This is a genomic window from Streptomyces sporangiiformans, assembly GCF_005768555.2.
GTDB lineage: Bacteria > Actinomycetota > Actinomycetes > Streptomycetales > Streptomycetaceae > Streptomyces > Streptomyces sporangiiformans.
In genome coordinates, this window is sequence record NZ_VCHX02000161.1 from 1 (window position 1) to 16,612 (window position 16,612).

General features: G+C 69.9%; 14 protein-coding genes and 1 riboswitch. Of the genes, 5 read left to right on the forward strand and 9 right to left on the reverse strand.

What is annotated here, in order from left to right:
• Window positions 1-130: 130 nt before the first annotated feature.
• The 4 genes from groL to thrC all read right to left on the reverse strand — a co-directional run bounded on the left by groL (window position 131) and on the right by thrC (window position 4,339).
• Entirely contained in the window at window positions 131-1,756 is a 1,626-nt protein-coding gene (gene groL / locus FGD71_RS26380; protein WP_119103017.1) for a chaperonin GroEL, read from the reverse strand.
• A gap of 355 nt (window positions 1,757-2,111) precedes the next feature.
• Entirely contained in the window at window positions 2,112-2,315 is a 204-nt protein-coding gene (locus FGD71_RS26385) for a cold-shock protein (protein WP_003986833.1), read from the reverse strand.
• A 462-nt stretch (window positions 2,316-2,777) separates the two neighbouring features.
• On the reverse strand, window positions 2,778-3,053 hold the full coding sequence (locus FGD71_RS26390) for a MoaD/ThiS family protein (protein WP_119103018.1): 276 nt from the start codon (window positions 3,051-3,053) through the stop codon (window positions 2,778-2,780).
• Window positions 3,050-4,339: a threonine synthase gene (thrC, locus tag FGD71_RS26395; protein WP_119103019.1), complete on the reverse strand. Its 1,290-nt coding sequence runs from the start codon at window positions 4,337-4,339 to the stop codon at window positions 3,050-3,052. Before thrC ends, FGD71_RS26390 begins: the two co-directional genes overlap by 4 nt.
• An 18-nt stretch (window positions 4,340-4,357) precedes the next feature.
• Window positions 4,358-4,516, reverse strand: a riboswitch (SAM riboswitch).
• A 189-nt stretch (window positions 4,517-4,705) separates the two neighbouring features.
• On the opposite strand from thrC, the gene FGD71_RS26400 reads away from it, so the two are divergent.
• Both FGD71_RS26400 and FGD71_RS26405 read left to right on the forward strand, forming a co-directional pair.
• Window positions 4,706-5,653, forward strand: coding sequence for a glucosyl-3-phosphoglycerate synthase (locus FGD71_RS26400; protein ID WP_119103020.1), 948 nt, complete (start codon window positions 4,706-4,708; stop codon window positions 5,651-5,653).
• 148 nt (window positions 5,654-5,801) lie between these two features.
• Window positions 5,802-7,211 (forward strand): alpha,alpha-trehalose-phosphate synthase (UDP-forming), encoded by a 1,410-nt coding sequence (locus FGD71_RS26405; RefSeq protein WP_119103021.1) that lies wholly within the window; start codon window positions 5,802-5,804, stop codon window positions 7,209-7,211.
• 41 nt (window positions 7,212-7,252) lie between these two features.
• On the opposite strand, the gene otsB is transcribed toward FGD71_RS26405, so the two are convergent.
• The 3 genes from otsB to FGD71_RS26420 form a co-directional block, all read right to left on the reverse strand.
• Window positions 7,253-8,122 carry a trehalose-phosphatase gene (gene otsB / locus FGD71_RS26410; RefSeq protein ID WP_119103022.1) on the reverse strand — a complete coding sequence of 290 codons (870 nt, stop codon included), beginning with the start codon at window positions 8,120-8,122 and terminating at the stop codon, window positions 7,253-7,255.
• Between the two features lie 122 nt (window positions 8,123-8,244).
• Window positions 8,245-8,475 (reverse strand): DUF3263 domain-containing protein, encoded by a 231-nt coding sequence (locus tag FGD71_RS26415; protein ID WP_119103023.1) that lies wholly within the window; start codon window positions 8,473-8,475, stop codon window positions 8,245-8,247.
• Between the two features lie 64 nt (window positions 8,476-8,539).
• On the reverse strand, window positions 8,540-9,811 hold the full coding sequence (locus tag FGD71_RS26420) for an ABC transporter substrate-binding protein (RefSeq protein ID WP_240436780.1): 1,272 nt from the start codon (window positions 9,809-9,811) through the stop codon (window positions 8,540-8,542).
• A 181-nt stretch (window positions 9,812-9,992) separates the two neighbouring features.
• Between FGD71_RS26420 and FGD71_RS26425 the strand changes: the two genes are divergently transcribed.
• From FGD71_RS26425 to FGD71_RS26440, 3 genes are all read left to right on the forward strand, one after another.
• A complete protein-coding gene (locus FGD71_RS26425) occupies window positions 9,993-10,916 on the forward strand; it encodes an ROK family protein (protein WP_119103024.1) in 924 nt (307 codons plus the stop codon).
• A 143-nt stretch (window positions 10,917-11,059) separates the two neighbouring features.
• Window positions 11,060-12,205: an N-acetylglucosamine-6-phosphate deacetylase gene (gene nagA, locus FGD71_RS26435; RefSeq protein WP_119103025.1), complete on the forward strand. Its 1,146-nt coding sequence runs from the start codon at window positions 11,060-11,062 to the stop codon at window positions 12,203-12,205.
• Between the two features lie 118 nt (window positions 12,206-12,323).
• Window positions 12,324-13,253, forward strand: coding sequence for a 1-phosphofructokinase family hexose kinase (locus tag FGD71_RS26440; RefSeq protein WP_119103026.1), 930 nt, complete (start codon window positions 12,324-12,326; stop codon window positions 13,251-13,253).
• A gap of 90 nt (window positions 13,254-13,343) precedes the next feature.
• Here FGD71_RS26440 and FGD71_RS26445 read toward each other — a convergent pair whose 3' ends face one another.
• Entirely contained in the window at window positions 13,344-14,324 is a 981-nt protein-coding gene (locus tag FGD71_RS26445; protein WP_119103027.1) for a carbohydrate-binding protein, read from the reverse strand.
• Between the two features lie 118 nt (window positions 14,325-14,442).
• Entirely contained in the window at window positions 14,443-16,140 is a 1,698-nt protein-coding gene (gene cdgB / locus FGD71_RS26450; protein WP_119103028.1) for a diguanylate cyclase CdgB, read from the reverse strand.
• Between the last annotated feature and the right edge of the window lie 472 nt (window positions 16,141-16,612).

Consider the following 16,612-nt stretch of genomic DNA (forward strand, 5'->3'; position numbering starts at 1 on the left):
GCCACGGCATTCCGCCATTCCGCCCCGCCTCACTGTGATCCCGGATACGCCCGAGGGCGGCACCCCTGGAAGCAGGGGTGCCGCCCTCGGTCGCGTACAGCGGTGAACCGCCGATCCGTGAGTAACCGGATCAGAAGTCCATGTCACCGCCCGGCATGCCGCCACCGGCCGGGGCAGCGCCCGCCTTCTCCGGCTTGTCGGCGATGACGGCCTCGGTGGTGAGGAACAGCGCGGCGATGGACGCGGCGTTCTGCAGGGCGGAGCGCGTGACCTTCGCCGGGTCGATGATGCCCTCGGCGATCATGTCGACGTACTCGCCGGTCGCGGCGTTCAGACCGTGGCCGACCTGAAGGTTGCGGACCTTCTCCACGACGACGCCACCCTCGAGACCACCGTTGACGGCGATCTGCTTGAGCGGGGCCTCCAGGGCGAGCTTCACGGCGTTGGCGCCGGTCGCCTCGTCACCCTCGAGCTCCAGCTTCTCGAAGACCTGGGAGGCCTGGAGCAGGGCCACGCCACCACCGGCGACGATGCCCTCCTCGACGGCCGCCTTGGCGTTGCGGACGGCGTCCTCGATGCGGTGCTTGCGCTCCTTGAGCTCGACCTCGGTGGCGGCACCGGCCTTGATGACGGCCACGCCGCCGGCCAGCTTCGCCAGGCGCTCCTGGAGCTTCTCGCGGTCGTAGTCCGAGTCGGAGTTCTCGATCTCGGCGCGGATCTGGTTGACGCGGCCGGACACCTGGTCCGCCGAGCCCGAACCGTCGACGATCGTCGTCTCGTCCTTGGTGATGACGACCTTGCGAGCGCGGCCCAGGAGGTCCACGGTCGCGTTCTCCAGCTTGAGGCCGACCTCCTCGGAGATGACCTCGCCGCCCGTGAGGATGGCGATGTCACCGAGCATGGCCTTGCGGCGGTCACCGAAGCCCGGAGCCTTGACGGCGACGGACTTGAAGGTGCCACGGATCTTGTTGACGACCAGAGTCGACAGGGCCTCGCCCTCGACGTCCTCGGCGATGATCAGCAGCGGCTTGCCCGACTGCATGACCTTCTCCAGGAGCGGAAGCAGGTCCTTGACGTTGGAGATCTTGGAGTTGGCGATCAGGATGTACGGGTCGTCGAGGACGGCCTCCATACGCTCCATGTCGGTGGCGAAGTACGCCGAGATGTAGCCCTTGTCGAAGCGCATACCCTCGGTGAGCTCCAGCTCCAGACCGAAGGTCTGGGACTCCTCGACGGTGATGACGCCTTCCTTGCCGACCTTGTCCATGGCCTCGGCGATGAGCTCGCCGATCTGGGTGTCGGCGGCGGAGATGGAGGCGGTCGAAGCGATCTGCTCCTTGGTCTCCACGTCCTTGGCCTGCTCGAGCAGCGCACCGGAGACCGCCTCGACGGCCTTCTCGATACCGCGCTTGAGAGCCATGGGGTTGGCGCCCGCGGCTACGTTGCGGAGGCCTTCCTTCACCAGCGCCTGGGCGAGGACGGTCGCGGTCGTCGTGCCGTCACCGGCGACGTCGTCCGTCTTCTTCGCGACCTCCTTGACCAGCTCGGCGCCGATCTTCTCGTACGGGTCCTCGAGCTCGATCTCCTTGGCGATGGAGACACCGTCGTTGGTGATCGTGGGGGCGCCCCACTTCTTCTCGAGGACGACGTTGCGGCCCTTGGGGCCGAGGGTCACCTTGACGGCGTCCGCGAGCTGGTTCATGCCGCGCTCGAGGCCTCGCCGCGCCTCCTCGTCGAACGCGATGATCTTGGCCATGTGAAGTGGTCCTCCCGGACTGGGGTGGATTGCTCCGGACCGCGCTGGCGCCCGCGACGGACGGCCTGCCTGCCTGTGGTTCCTTGCCCCACCCGGCCTGCGGGCCTCACCGACCCGGTCCTCGTTGTCACTCTCACCTTCAGAGTGCTAACGCCAATGATTAGCACTCGACCCCCGAGAGTGCAAGGTGCGCCCGCGTAGCGGGCTCGTTGAGGGGTGGTGGTCGGGTGACGGGTGGGCGCAAGCGCCTCCCATTGATCGAGAGGCGCGCGCGGGCATGACGAAGGGCCCGCACCCCTGCGGGTGCGGGCCCTTCAAAGAAGAACGTGTCGCTGCAGATCAGTCGGCGCGTGCTTCAGCCGGCCACGCGGACCATGTCCGCCTGCGGCCCCTTCTGGCCCTGCGAGATCTCGAACTCGACCCGCTGACCCTCCTCCAGGGTGCGGTAGCCGTCCATCTGAATCGCGCTGTAGTGGACGAATACATCCGCACCACCGTCGACCGCGATGAAGCCGTACCCCTTCTCCGCGTTGAACCACTTGACGGTGCCCTGAGCCATGCCTAACTCCCCTATTACTGGCCCTTGCACAGATCCACACTTCGTGGATCCGGGTCAGACCTCACCCCCCAACGGTTGGGGGTGTGCGCCGGAACGCGTCGACCGCGGCTGAATGTATCTGTCCAACTGCCGTCTGCAACAGGTCAATCGGACGAGAAATCTGGACACCGCGCGATCGGGAGTATGCGGAGAATTTGCCCGAATTCAGGGCAAGACAGGGCCCACAAATGTCACATACGGCTCAAAAAGGCCGGGCACTTTGGCTGCTTCTTGTCGGGCTTACGGCAGGAACTCATATGCGTTCAGCGTGCGGAGCGAAGCAGGTTCCCCAACTGTACCGTGCTCAACCATGCAGAATTGCCCCCTCCGTTTCTCTTACGGAGAGGGCAATTCGATGAACTCTGCGTGTTCGCCGTTACCGTAGGTAATAACCGGCCCGGTACCCGGAAACCCGGTCGGCCGTCAGCCTCCGGCGACGGCCGGGATGATCGAGACGCCCGCCCCGTCGGGCGTAGCCGTCTCCAGCCCCTGCTCGAAGCGCACATCGTCGTCGTTCACGTACACGTTGACGAAACGGCGCAGCTTGCCCTGGTCGTCCAATACGCGAGCGGCGATGCCCGTGTGGTTCTTCTCCAGATCGGCGATGACCTCGGCGAGAGTCGCGCCCTCGGCAGCGACCTCGGCCTGGCCGCCCGTGTAGGTGCGGAGGATCGTGGGGATGCGGACGTTGACGCTCATGCGAGGCCAGCCTCTCGGAAAGAGTCCAGGTTGGGGCGGATGGTCGCGGTCAGGCCCGTGCCGGCCACCGCGTCCAGGGTCTTGAGGCCGTCGCCGGTGTTCAGGACGACGGTGGTGAGGGTCGGGTCGAGTACGCCGTTCTCGATCAGCTTGCGCGTCACGCCGACCGTCACGCCACCCGCCGTCTCGGCGAAGATGCCCTCGGTCCGCGCGAGCAGCTTGATGGCGTCCACGATCTGCTCGTCGTTGACGTCCTCCACCGCGCCTCCGGTCCGGCGCGCGATGTCGAGGACGTACGGCCCGTCGGCCGGGTTCCCGATGGCGAGCGACTTGGCGATGGTGTCCGGCTTCTGCGGCCGTACGACGTCGTGGCCCGCCTTGTAGGCGACGGACACCGGGGAGCAGCCCTCCGCCTGGGCGCCGAAGATCTTGTACGGCTTGTCCTCGACGAGCCCGAGCTTGATCAGTTCCTGCAGACCCTTGTCGATCTTCGTGAGCTGGGAACCGGAGGCGATCGGCACGACGAGCTGGTCCGGGAGCCGCCAGCCGAGCTGCTCGCAGATCTCGTACGCCAGCGTCTTGGAACCCTCGGCGTAGTAGGGGCGCAGGTTGACGTTCACGAAGCCCCAGCCCTCGCCGGCCGGGTCGCCGATCAGCTCGGAGCAGAAGCGGTTCACGTCGTCGTAGTTGCCCTCGATACCGACGAGCTCGCCGCCGTACACCGCGGCCATGACGACCTTGCCCTGCTCCAGGTCGTGCGGGATGAACACGCAGGACCGGAAGCCGGCGCGGGCCGCCGCGGCGCCCACCGCACCGGCCAGGTTGCCGGTCGAGGAGCAGGAGAGGGTGGTGAAGCCGAAGACGCGGGCGGCCTCCAGGGCCTGGGCGACGACACGGTCCTTGAAGGAGTGCGTCGGGTTGCCGGAGTCGTCCTTCACATACAGGCCGCCGGTCACGCCCAGCTCGCCGGCCAGGTTGTCGGCCTTGACGAGCTTGGTCCAGCCGGGGTTGATGTTCGGCTTCTCGGCCACGTCCGCGGGGACGGGCAGCAGCGGCGCGTACCGCCAGATGTTCGCGGGTCCCGCCTCGATGCGCTTGCGGAGGTCCTCGGTGTCGTACGCCGAGAAGTCGTACGCGATCTCGAGCGGGCCGAAACACTCCTCGCAGGCGAAGACCGGGCCGAGGGGTACGCGGTGCCCGCACTCGCGGCAGGCGAGCGCGGCGGCCGGACCGAGGTCCACGGAGGTGAGGGGGTTCGAGGTGCTTGCAACTGTCTGCGCAGCCATGTGAGGCGAGGCCCTTTCTCCTCATCTTCCCCACGACGCATCTCGCCGTGAGACGGAATTGGCACCTTCCCGAGCCGGGAGCCTCGCGGAGCCGATCACCATCGATCGGTACGAGAACCGGCTGGAGGGTTGCCGGGGCTTCAACGGGCCGTTTCCCTCTGCCCCTCTGGATGAGCGGTATTCGGTTGTAAGTATTGGTTGTGCACGCAACGACCCGCGACATGCGATGGTCATCAGCGTTGTTCAAGACTGTAACCGAAGGCCTGGATCGTGGAGAGAGCCGTCCGAGTCGCGAGATGACCCGCACATCCGCCGCCGACCGGACAGGCACCGCACCCTCCCCGTCCAACGCAAGGAGAGCCGCACGTGCTGGAAGACGTCGAGCGCTGGCTGAGCACGCGCTCCTGGTCCGTGAGTGACCGCAAGTTGCACAGCCTGATCGCCGCGAAGCGCTCCGCGCGCTCCACGGTGAGCGTGGTCCTGCCCGCGCTCAACGAGGAGGCGACGGTCGGCGAGATCGTCTCCGTCATCCGCCGCGAGCTGATGACCAAGAAGGTGCCGCTCGTCGACGAGCTGGTCGTGATCGACTCGGGTTCCACCGACCGTACGGCCGAGGTGGCCACCGAGGCGGGTGCCCGCGTGGTGCACCGCGACGACATCCTGCCCCGCATACCCGCCGCCCCCGGCAAGGGCGAGGTCCTGTGGCGCTCGCTGCTCGTCACGAGCGGCGACATCGTCTGCTTCGTCGACGCCGATCTGAAGGAGTTCTCCGCGGACTTCGTCTCCGGCATCGTCGGCCCGCTGCTCACCGAGCCCGGCGTCGACCTCGTCAAGGCGATGTACGACCGCCCGCTCGGCTCCGCCGCGGGTCAGGGAGGTCGCGTGACGGAACTGATGGCCCGCCCGCTGCTGAACATGCACTGGCCGCAGCTGGCCGGCTTCGTGCAGCCCCTCGGCGGGGAGTACGCCGCCCGCCGCTCCCTCCTGGAGCGGCTGCCCTTCCCCGTCGGATACGGCGTGGAGCTGGGCATGCTCATCGACGCGCTGCACCTGGTCGGCCTCGATGCCCTGGCCCAGGTCGACGTCGGCGTCCGCAAGCACCGCCACCAGGACGGGCAGGCACTCGGCCGCATGGCCGCCGCGATCTACCGCACCGCCCAGCTCCGACTGGCCCGCGGCCACCTCCTGCGCCCTCGCCTCACCCAGTTCGAACGCGGCGAGACCGGCTTCGAGCCGCACACCTACCCGGTCGACACGGAGGAGCGCCCCCCGATGACGGAAATCACGGAGTACACGAAACGAAGGGCGGCGTAGAAGAGGGGCGCGGGGAACTGCGCGACCAGCCACAGCGAACCCGCAGCCGCCACACGACAGCCGGACCCGAGCTCTCAGGCGCCCCGCGCACCTGTATACGGCTGAGGCGCACGTTTGAGCGGTTCCACCAAGGGCTAAGTTGAGCCGTATGGCAACTACGCACGGTGCCCAGATCCTCGTCGCGTCCAACCGCGGCCCGATCTCGTACACGCTGGACGAGGCCGGGACGCTCACCGCCAAGCGCGGCGGGGGCGGACTGGTCTCCGGCCTCTCGGCGATCGGCTCGGACGCCGACGCGCTGTGGGTGTGCTCGGCGCTGGGCGACGGTGACCGCGAGGCGGTGCGGCGCGGGGTCGGCGAGGCCGGCGTACGGATGCTGGACATCGACGCCGACGTGCACGCGGACGCGTACAACGGCATCGCGAACTCCGTGCTGTGGTTCGTCCACCACCTGCTGTACCAGACGCCGCTGGAGCCGGTCTTCGACGCCGAGTTCCGTCGTCAGTGGGCGTCGTTCGAGACGTACAACCGCGCCTTCGCCGAGGCACTGGCCGATGGGGCCGCGCAGGGCGCCGCGGTGCTGGTGCAGGACTACCACCTGGCGCTGGTGCCCCGCATGCTGCGCGAGCGGCGCCCCGATCTGCGGATCGGGCACTTCTCGCACACGCCGTGGGCCCCGCCCGAGTACTTCCGGCTGCTGCCCGACGACATCGGCGCCCAGCTGCTCGGCGGGATCCTCGGCGCCGACCGGGCCGCGTTCCTCACCCAGCGGTGGGCGGACGCGTTCACCGACTGTTGTCACGCCGTGCTGGGCCCCGGTATCCCGTCGGGCACGCGGATCGGTGTGCACGGGCTCGGCGCGGACGCGGACTTCCTGCGCGAGCGCTCGCACCAGCCGGACGTCGACGACCGGATCGCCTCGCTGCGGGAGCAGATCGGGGTGGCCCCCGACGGCAGCCGCCGCAAGACGATCGTGCGGGTCGACCGGACCGAGCTGTCGAAGAACATCGTGCGCGGGCTGCTGGCCTACCGGGAGCTCCTGGAGGACCAGCCCTCGTGGCGCGAGCGCGTCGTGCACGTGGCCCTCGCCTATCCGTCGCGGCAGGACCTCGCCGTGTACCGCGACTACATGGCCGAGGTGCGGCGGATCGCGGATGAGATCAACACGCGGTACGGAACGGCCGGGTGGACCCCGGTCCTGCTGCACCTGAAGGACGACTTCGCCCGCTCACTGGCCGCGTACCGGCTGGCCGACGTGGCTCTGGTCAACCCCATCCGGGACGGGATGAACCTGGTCGCCAAGGAGATGCCGGTCGTCTCCGACGAGGGGTGCGTGCTGGTGCTGTCCCGGGAGGCGGGGGCGTACGAGGAGCTGGGCGAGGACGCCATCACGGTGAACCCGTACGACGTGGTCGCCACCGCCCGCGCGCTGCACGAGGCGCTGACGATGCCATTGGACGAGCGGGCGGAGCGTACGAAGCGGCTCGCCGCCGCGGCGACCGCGCTGCCGCCGGCCCAGTGGTTCCTGGACCAGCTGCACGCGCTGGACCCGCGGTAGCACTGGAGCCGCGCTAGCGGTGGACCCGCGGTAGCGGACGATCAGCCCAGCTGATCCGTCATCGCGGTCAGCAGGCGTACGAGGCCCTCAGGGCCGTCGACCACCAGGTCCGCGCGGTCCGCCAGTTCCGGCACCTCGGAGCTGCCGACGCACACCAGCAGGCCCGGGACCCCGTCGGAGCGGAGTTTGTCGACGGCGGCGAAGGCGGGGATGTCGCCCAGGTCGTCGCCGCAGTACAGGACGGATTCGGCGGCCACTTCGCGCACGTACTCGGTCAGGGCGACGCCCTTGTCCATGCCGGGGGGACGCAGCTCCAGCACCATGCGGCCCGGTTCGACGATCAGGTCGTGGCGCGCGGCGAGCTCGGAGAGGGGCTCGCGCAGGGCCTCGAAGGCGGCCTGCGGATCCTCCGCGCGACGCGTGTGGACGGCGACCGCGCGGCCCTTCTCCTCGATCCAGGTGCCGCGCCAGGATCCGATCTGATCGAGGAAGCCGGGCAGTTCGGCGCGGACGGCGGCGACACCGGGGTGCGGGGCCGGGGCGGTGACGGCGCCGCTGACCGCGTCCCAGCGTTCGGCGCCGTAGTGGCCGAGGACGACAAGGTGCTCCAGTCCGGGTACGCCCGCGAAGCCGCCGTTGCGGACCGCGACACCGGCCGGGCGGCCGGTGACCACGGCCACGGACGTGACCTTCGGCGCGAGTGCGGCGAGCGCCGGGACCGCGTCGGGGTGGGCGCGGGCCTGCTCGGGGTCGGGGACGATCGGGGCGAGGGTGCCGTCGAAGTCGAAGGCGAGTACGGCCCGGCCAGGTCGGGCGAGGAGGGCGTCGAGGCCGTCACGGCCCGCCTGCGTCGCGGGGGTCGGCAAGGGCATCGGCATCGGCGCCGGTGAGGAGTCCGGGTGGCTGCTCATACGGTGACCCTATCCGCGCGGGGCCAGGATCACCCCTGGCCGGCGCCGTCCGTCGCACCGTCTCTCGTGCCTTTCCCTGTGCCCTCCGTCGTGCTTCCGTCGTGCTTCCGTCGTGCCCTCCGTCAGCGCTCGGCCCGGCGGGCCGCGCGTATCCGGCGGAGACGGTTGACGGTCACCGGGTCGTGGGCCAGGGCGCGCGGGGCGTCGAGGAGGGCGTTGAGCAGCTGGTAGTAGCGGACCGGCGCCATGCCCAGCTCCTCCCGGATGGCCCGCTCCTTGGCCCCGGGGCCGGCCCAGCCGCGCCGCTCCAGCGCGAGCACGTCTCGCTCCTGCCGGGTCAGCTCCTCGTCCATGCCCTGAACGGTAACGCCCGCCTCTGACACCGCCAGTGTCTGGAGGCGGGCGCCGCGCGCGGTACTACTCGGAGTTCTCCGCGGCGGCAGCCGACCTCTGGAGCTGGCCGAGGATCGCGGTCGGACTGGCGTTGGGGCTCACGGCCTTGCCGATCTGCTGCTTGATGTCGGCGCTGACCTGCGCCCAGGAGGTCTTGGCGACGGGGTAGAGCTCGGCGTTGGACAGTTCCTTCAGGAACGGGTCGAGCCGCTTGTCGTTCTTGTCGGCGGCCATCGCCTCCGAGGCGCGGGCGGTCACGGGCAGCAGGTCGTACGTGTGGGAGAACTCGAGCACGTTCTTCTCGCTGTAGACGAAGTCGAGGAAATCGCCGACCTGTTCGGCGTGGCCGTTCTGTTTGAACGCCATCATCCAGTCGGCGACGCCCATCGTGGCCTTGGACTTCCCGTTGATGCCGGGCATCGGCACCATGCCGAACTTCACCCCCTTCTTGGCGGCGGCCTGCATCAGCGAGGGGTGGCCGTTGAGCATGCCGACGTCGCCGCGGGTGAACGCCGCGAAGGCGTCGGCGCGGTTGAGCTTGCCGGGCGCGGTCGGCCCGGTGAGCCCCTTGGCGACCAGCTCGTTCTTGAGCCAGTCGAAGGTGTCGACGTTCTGCTCGGAGTCGAGGCCGTAGGAGCTGACGCCGTCGACATAGCCGCCGCCCCCGCTCAGTAGCCACATCATGGTCTCGGCCTGGGCCTCCTCGTGCCCGAGGGGCAGCGCGTACGGGATCTTGACCCCGCGCGACTTGAGGACCTTGGCGGCGGCCGCGAGGTCGCTCCAGCTCTGCGGCGGGGTGAGGCCCGCGTCGGCGAAGAGCTTCTTGTTGTAGAACAGCAGCCGCGTGGAGGAGGCGAACGGCATGCCGTACTGCACCCGCCTCACCTCGCCCGCCTCGGCGAGCCGGGAGACGAAGTCGGCCTGGACGGGTATGGAGAGCAGCTCGTCGACCTTGTAGAGCTGGTTCTTGGCGGCGTAGTCGGCGTACGCGCCGATCTGCGCCATATCGGGGGCGTGCCCGTCGGCGACCATCTTCTTGACCTTGGCGTCGACGTCGTTCCAGGAGTGGACGCTGACGTCGATCTTGATGCCGGGGTGCTTCTTCTCGTACTCCTTCACGAGCTTGTCCCAGTACTTCTGGGAGCTGTTCGCCTTGGAGTCGCCGTAGTCGGCCGCCACCAGCTTGAGCGTGACGTCCTGGGAGTCGGCGTCGGAGCTGCCGCTGCAGCCACTGAGCACCGCCACCATGCCCAGGGCGGACATCACCGAGATCAGACCTGTCACTCGCCGCTGCACCGGTTCCCCTGCCTGTCTTGCCTTGCCTGTCATGCCTGTCTTGCTGCTCTTGCTGCCACGCGTCACACCAGGCATGCCTGCCGGGGCGCCACGATCGTTGAATGTCTCAGCACGCGAACTATAGGTCTACACCAGGTGAGTGGACTAGACCTCTCACGGGGTAAGGGGCGAGACTGTCCCCGTGGAACATGTCATCGCCCTCGATGTGGGCGGCACCGGGATGAAGGCCGCCCTCGTGGGGGCCGACGGCGACCTGCTGCACCAGGCCCGCCGAGGCACGGGCCGAGAGCGCGGCCCGGACGCCGTCGTCGAATCGATCCTCGACTTCGCGGCCGAGCTGCGCGCGCACGGAGAGCGCCACTTCGGCGAGAGCGCGGCGGCCGCCGGCGTCGCCGTCCCCGGCATCGTGGACGCCGAGCGGGGCGTCGCGGTGTACGCGGCCAACCTCGGCTGGCGCGACGTACCCCTGCGGGATCTGATCAGCGAGCGGCTGCACGGCATCCCCGTGGCGCTCGGGCACGACGTCCGCACCGGCGGGCTCGCCGAGGGCCGGATCGGGGCGGGCCGCGGCGCCGACCGGTTCCTGTTCGTGCCGCTGGGCACGGGGATCGCGGGCGCGATCGGCATCGACGGCCGCGTGGAGGCGGGGGCGCACGGATTCGCCGGCGAGATCGGACACATCGTCGTACGTCCCGGGGGGACCCCGTGTCCGTGTGGGCAGCGCGGCTGCCTGGAGCGGTTCGCCTCCGCGGCGGCGGTCAGCCAGGCCTGGGCCGAGGCGTCCGGCGATCCGGAGGCGGACGCCGCGGACTGCGCGAAGGCCGTCGAATCCGGGGACCCGCGTGCGTGCGCGGTGTGGCAGGAGGCGGTGGACGCGCTCGCCGACGGCCTCGTCACCGCGCTCACCCTGCTGGACCCGCGCACTCTGATCATCGGTGGCGGTCTCGCCGAGGCCGGGGAAACGTTGTTCACACCGCTGCGGGCCGCCATCGAGCGGCGCGTCACCTTCCAGAAGGTGCCGTCCGTCGTCCCGGCGGCACTGGGCGACACGGCCGGGTGCCTGGGCGCCGGGCTGCTGGCCTGGGACCTGCTCGCCACCCGATGACGGATCCGATGACCACGACGACCACGACCACCCCGGCAACCACAACGACCGCGGCAACCACGACAACGACGACGAGAACGACCACAGCGACCACGACCACCACGGCGACCGACCACCCACGACTTTCCGGAGGTAACCACCTGATGGCCACTAGCAAGATTTACGCCGGTGCTCGGGTGGTGCTGCCTACCGGAATCGTGGACGGAGGCCGCGTGATCGTCGACGGCACGCGGATCGCCGGAAGCCCGCACGACGATTCCGAGGTGATCGACCTGTCGGGCCACTGGCTGGTCCCCGGCTTCGTGGATGTGCACAACCACGGCGGAGGCGGCGCGTCCTTCACCTCCGGGAGCGTGGAGGAGGTCCTGAAGGGCGTCCACACGCACCGGTTGCACGGCACCACGACGACCGTCGCGTCGACCGTCACCGGCGACATGGACGCGCTGGCCCAGCGCGCCGGTCTGCTCTCCGAACTGGCCGAGCAGGGCGACATCGCTGGCATCCACTTCGAGGGACCGTTCATCTCGCCGTGCCGCAAGGGCGCGCACTCCGAGGAGTTGCTGCGCGACCCGGACCCGTCCGAGGTGCGCAAGCTGATCGACGCGGCGCGCGGGCAGGCCAAGATGGTCACGCTCGCCACTGAACTGCCGGGCGGCATCGCCTCCGTACGCCTCCTCGCGGAGCACGGGGTGATCGCGGCGATCGGGCACACGGACGCGACGTACGAGCAGACGGTGGAGGCCATCGAGGCGGGCGCCACCGTGGCGACGCATCTCTACAACGCGATGCCCACCCTCGGGCACCGCTCGCCCGGTCCGATCGCGGCGCTGCTGGAGGACGAGCGGATCACGGTCGAGCTGATCAACGACGGCACCCATCTGCACCCGGCCTCCCTGGAACTGGCGTTCCATCACGCGGGCGCGGACCGGGTGGCGTTCATCACGGACGCGATGGACGCGGCGGGATTCGGCGACGGCCGCTACATGCTCGGCCCGCTGGAGGTCGAGGTCAGCGACGGCGTGGCGCGACTGGTGGAGGGCGGGTCGATCGCGGGCTCGACGCTCACGCTGGACCGGGCCTTCAAGCGTGCCGTCGCCGTCGACCGGCTGTCCGTCGAGGACATCGTCGCCGCCGTCTCCGCCACCCCGGCCAAGCTGCTCGGCATGTACGACCGGGTGGGCTCGCTGGAGCCGGGGAAGGACGCGGATCTGGTGGTCCTGGACGCCGACTTCGCCCTCAAGGGCGTGATGCGCCGCGGCGCATGGGTGGTTGAGCCCCAACTGGGCTGATTTCAACCTCTGTTGAGGGGGGGCGGCGGCCTGTGGGACTGGGCCGGCCGCCTTCTCTTTGGCATGATCGGGCCTCCGGAACGAGAAAGCGCGTACTACCCGGGGGAGGTCGGCCCAGGTGATCCTCACGGTCACGCTGAACACCGCTCTCGACATCACCTATCGCGTACGGTCGCTGCGCCCGCACACCTCGCACCGGGTGACCGAGGTGACCGAACGGCCCGGCGGCAAGGGCCTGAACGTGGCCCGGGTGCTCGCGGCGCTCGGCCACGAGGTGACGGCCACGGGTTTCGTGGGCGGCGCGACGGGCCGCGCCCTCCAGGACCAGCTGACGGCGTTCGCCGGCGTCACCGACGCGCTGGTGCCGGTCGAGGGCGGCACGCGCCGCACCATCGCCGTCGCGGATGACACCAGCGGCGACACCACCCAGCTCAACGAGCCGGGCCCGCTCGTCTCGTCCGCGGAGTGGTCGGCGTTCCAGGAGGCGTACGAGGATCTGCTGCGCTCCGCCTCGGCGGTGGCCCTGTGCGGCAGTCTGCCGCCCGGGGTGCCAGTGGGCGCGTACGCCCAGTTGATCCGCACCGCCCGCACGGCGGACGTCCCGGTCCTGCTGGACACCAGCGGTGAACCTCTGCAGCGCGGGGTGGCCGCCCGCCCGGACATCGTCAAACCGAACGCCGACGAACTGGCCGAACTCACCGGCTCCCACGAGCCCCTGCTGGCCACCCGCGACGCCCGCCGCCGCGGCGCCCACGCGGTCGTCGCCTCCCTGGGCCCGGAGGGCCTGCTCGCCCACACGCCCCAGGGCCACTGGCGCGCCACTCCCCCGCACCCCGTCCGGGGCAACCCCACGGGCGCGGGCGACTCGGCGGTCGCCGGGCTGCTGTCGGGGCTGGTGGAGCATCTGCCGTGGCCGGACCGGCTGGCCCGCGCGGCGGCCCTGTCCGCGGCGACGGTACGGGCGCCCGCGGCGGGCGAGTTCGACCGCGCCGCGTACGAGGACCTGCTGGCCCGGGTGACGGTGACGGACGAGGCGAACGCGGCCTGACGAGCGCCCAGCACAGCCCGACGAGCGCCCTTCAGGGGCGCGGGGCCGTGGGCCGTGGGCCGTGGGCTGTGCGCTGTGGGCGGTCAGGCCCTAGTTCTTGACCTTGCCTTCCTTCAACCACAGCTGGTCGAGCAGCACATCGCACTTGTCGCCGTCCTGGCAGGAGACCGAGATCGTGTTCGTGCCCTTGTTGAGGCTGGGCCAGGCGTAGGTCTGCGTCCAGCCCTTCTCGAAGTCACCCTGGGGGGCGCCTGCGAAGTTGCCGAGGTTCAGCTTGCTGCCGAACGGCTTGCCGTTGACGGTGAGCGTCATCTCGCCGTCCTCGCCGGCGGCGCTGTATCCGGCGAAGAGGGTGTAGACGCCGTCCTTCGGGATGCCGTTGACGGTCCAGGTGACCTGGGCCCCGGGCGCGTTGAGGCCCGCCACATAGGTACCGCCCGTCGACTTGGCGCCCTTGACGTCCGACGCCGTCGTCGCGCCGCCGTCCAGCTTCAGCGCCTTCGCGTCGATCGTGGGCAGGTCGACCTCTTCTTCCTCGGCCGGCTTCTTCGCCGTCTCGCTCGGCTCGACGGTCTGGGCGGCCGACGGCGCGGAGCCCGCGTCGTCGGTGCCCTTGTCGCCGTCGTCGCTGCCGATCATGGCCGCGCCGATGCCGATGACGACCACGGCGACGACGGAGATCGCGCCGATCAGGAGGCCCTTGGTGTTGGGGCCACGACGGCCGCCACCGCCGCCGTGCAGCGACTGGCGCGTGGTGGGCGCGCCACCGGGGAACGTCTCGGGCGCCTGGTAGTGAGCGTTGGGCCCGCCCTGCGAGCCCTGCTGCTGCGGCGCCTGCTGCTGGCCGTACGGAGCCTGCGCGTACTGCGCGGTCTGGGCCTGCTGGCTCTGTTGACCCTGCTGGCCGTACTGGCGCTCGCCGACCGCCCGCACCCGGTTGACCGAGCCGGGGTAGCCATAGCCGCCGCCCCCGCTGGGCGGCGTGGCTCCGGCGTCCCGTCCGTCGGCGTACAGATAGCCGAACGGGTCGTCGTCCTCGGGCGTGCTCGCGCCGTTGTTGCCGGGCGTCATCCCTAGGTACTCCTCAACAGGTGCGGTTCAGATGCGTACGTGAGTAGAAGTGCGAGCCTACCCGCTCGGACTGGGCCAAACGTGTGCTCTTCGTCCCACTGTGCCGCTGACCTGCGGTTCAGCCCGCGCGCCGGTGAGTTTTGGGACGAGACCGTTTCTCGACGTACATCCGTTCGTCAGCTGACTTCAACACTTCGTCCGCGGTCATGCCGCAATGTGCCCATCCGATGCCGAAGCTCGCGCCGACCCGCATCCCGCGGCCGTCGACCCGTATCGGCTGGATGATCTCGTTGCGCAGCCGCACCGCGAGGTCCTGCGCGTCGGCCCGGCCGAGCCCGTCGGCGAGCACCACGAACTCGTCGCCGCCGAGCCGCGCGACCGTGTCCCCGTCGCGTACGCCGCTGCTCAGCCGTCGCGCCACCTCGATCAGCACCGCGTCGCCCGCGTTGTGCCCGAAGCGGTCGTTGATCGACTTGAAGCCGTCCAGGTCGCAGAAGAGGACCGCGAGCCCCTTGGTCCCGTCGTCCGTGTCGCCGTCCGGCGCGACGGTGTGCACATGGTGGTCGTACGCGCCGAAGGCTTCGGGGGCCGGCGGGAAGTCGAAGGCGTTCCCGTTCGCGCCGAACGCGGGCGGTCCGCTCTGCCCCCGGTGCTCCTTGTTCTCGCCGTACCCGCCGTAGGCCGCGTCCAGCGTGTCCACCGCGCTCGGCGCCACGGCCTGCGGGCGGCTGCACAGGCGGGCGGAGAGCCGGGAGCGCAGCTCGGCGGAGTTCGGCAGCCCGGTGAGCGAGTCGTGCGAGGCGCGGTGGGCGAGCTGGAGCTCGCGGCGCTTGCGCTCCTCGATGTCCTCGACGTGGGTGAGCAGGAAGCGCGGCCCGTCGGTGGCGTCCGCGACCACGCTGTTGCGCAGCGACACCCAGAGGTACGTCCCGTCCCGGCGCCCGAGCCTGAGCTCGGCGCGCCCGCCCTCGGCGGACGTACGCAGCAGTGTGCCGATGTCCTCGGGGTGGACCAGGTCGGAGAACGAGTAGCGGCGCATCGCGGAGGCGGGGCGGCCGAGGAGCCGGCACAGCGCGTCGTTCGTCCGCAGGATCCGCCCGTGCTGGTCGCCGCCCATCTCGGCGATGGCCATGCCGGACGGGGCGTACTCGAAGGCCTGGCGGAAGCTCTCCTCGCTGGCGCGCAGGGCCTGCTGTTCCCTCTCCAGGCGTACGAGCGCGCGCTGCATGTTCGCGCGCAGCCGGGCGTTGCTGATCGCGATGGCCGCCTGGAAGGCGTACATCTGCAGCGCCTCGCGCCCCCACGCGCCCGGGCGCCGGCCGTTGCGCGGCCGGTCGACGGAGAGGACGCCGATCAGTTCGCCGCACGAGCCGCCGGACACGCCCGGCGTGTACATGGGCGCGAAGAGACGGTCGGAGGGGTGCCACTCGTCCTCGAAGCGCGGCGCGGGGCCGTCGGTGTACCACTGCGGGACGTCGTCCTCGTCGAGGACCCAGCCCTCGGTGTGGGGTATGAAGCGCAGGTCGCCCCATGCCTCGCCCATGGTCAGCCGGCGTTCCCAGGAGGCGCGGGAGCCGACGCGTCCGGTGATGAGCGCCTCGGCCGCGGAGTTGCCCGCGAGGGCGGCGACGACGAGATCCCCGTCGGGGCGTACGAGATTGACGCAGGCCAGTTCGTAGCCCAGGCCCGTCACGACTCCGTCGGCGACCGTCTGCAGGGTGTCGGCGAGGCTGCGCGCCGTGTTCATGTCCGCCATGACCTGATGCAGCTGCCGCAGGGTCGCAAGACGGACGTACGGCTCCGACTCGGTCTCCATGCTCGCTCTCCCCGAGACCTCGACAGCAACTCCAGAGTTATCCAGGCTCGTCGTGTTGATTCGTCTGCACTCGTCTGTACTGATCGCCTACTGATCGCATACTGGTCGACTACTGACCGTCCGCTGATCGCCTATCGATTGCAGCGTTCCCGCCACTGAATCACAGCGCGCTGCCCACTCGGTACACAGGGTCAACAAAATATGGCTCCTGTGACTCAAGTCACAGCTCAGCGTGGGCAACTGTGGAGAGTTTCCGTGTTTTCACAGTGCGTTTACTGAGCGCATATATATGGAGTATGTGTGGTCGTGTCTGCACAGTGACGGTCTCTCCCGCACAGTGAAAAAGATCACTTGCACCCCTCCATGCGACGTGGGTCCTATGGGTCCTCCATGGGTTTTCCGTGGGTCCTACGCGGGTCCTAGGACCTGGCTCGGGCGCTGGTCCGATGCGCCGGCCGAGGCGAGGAGACTA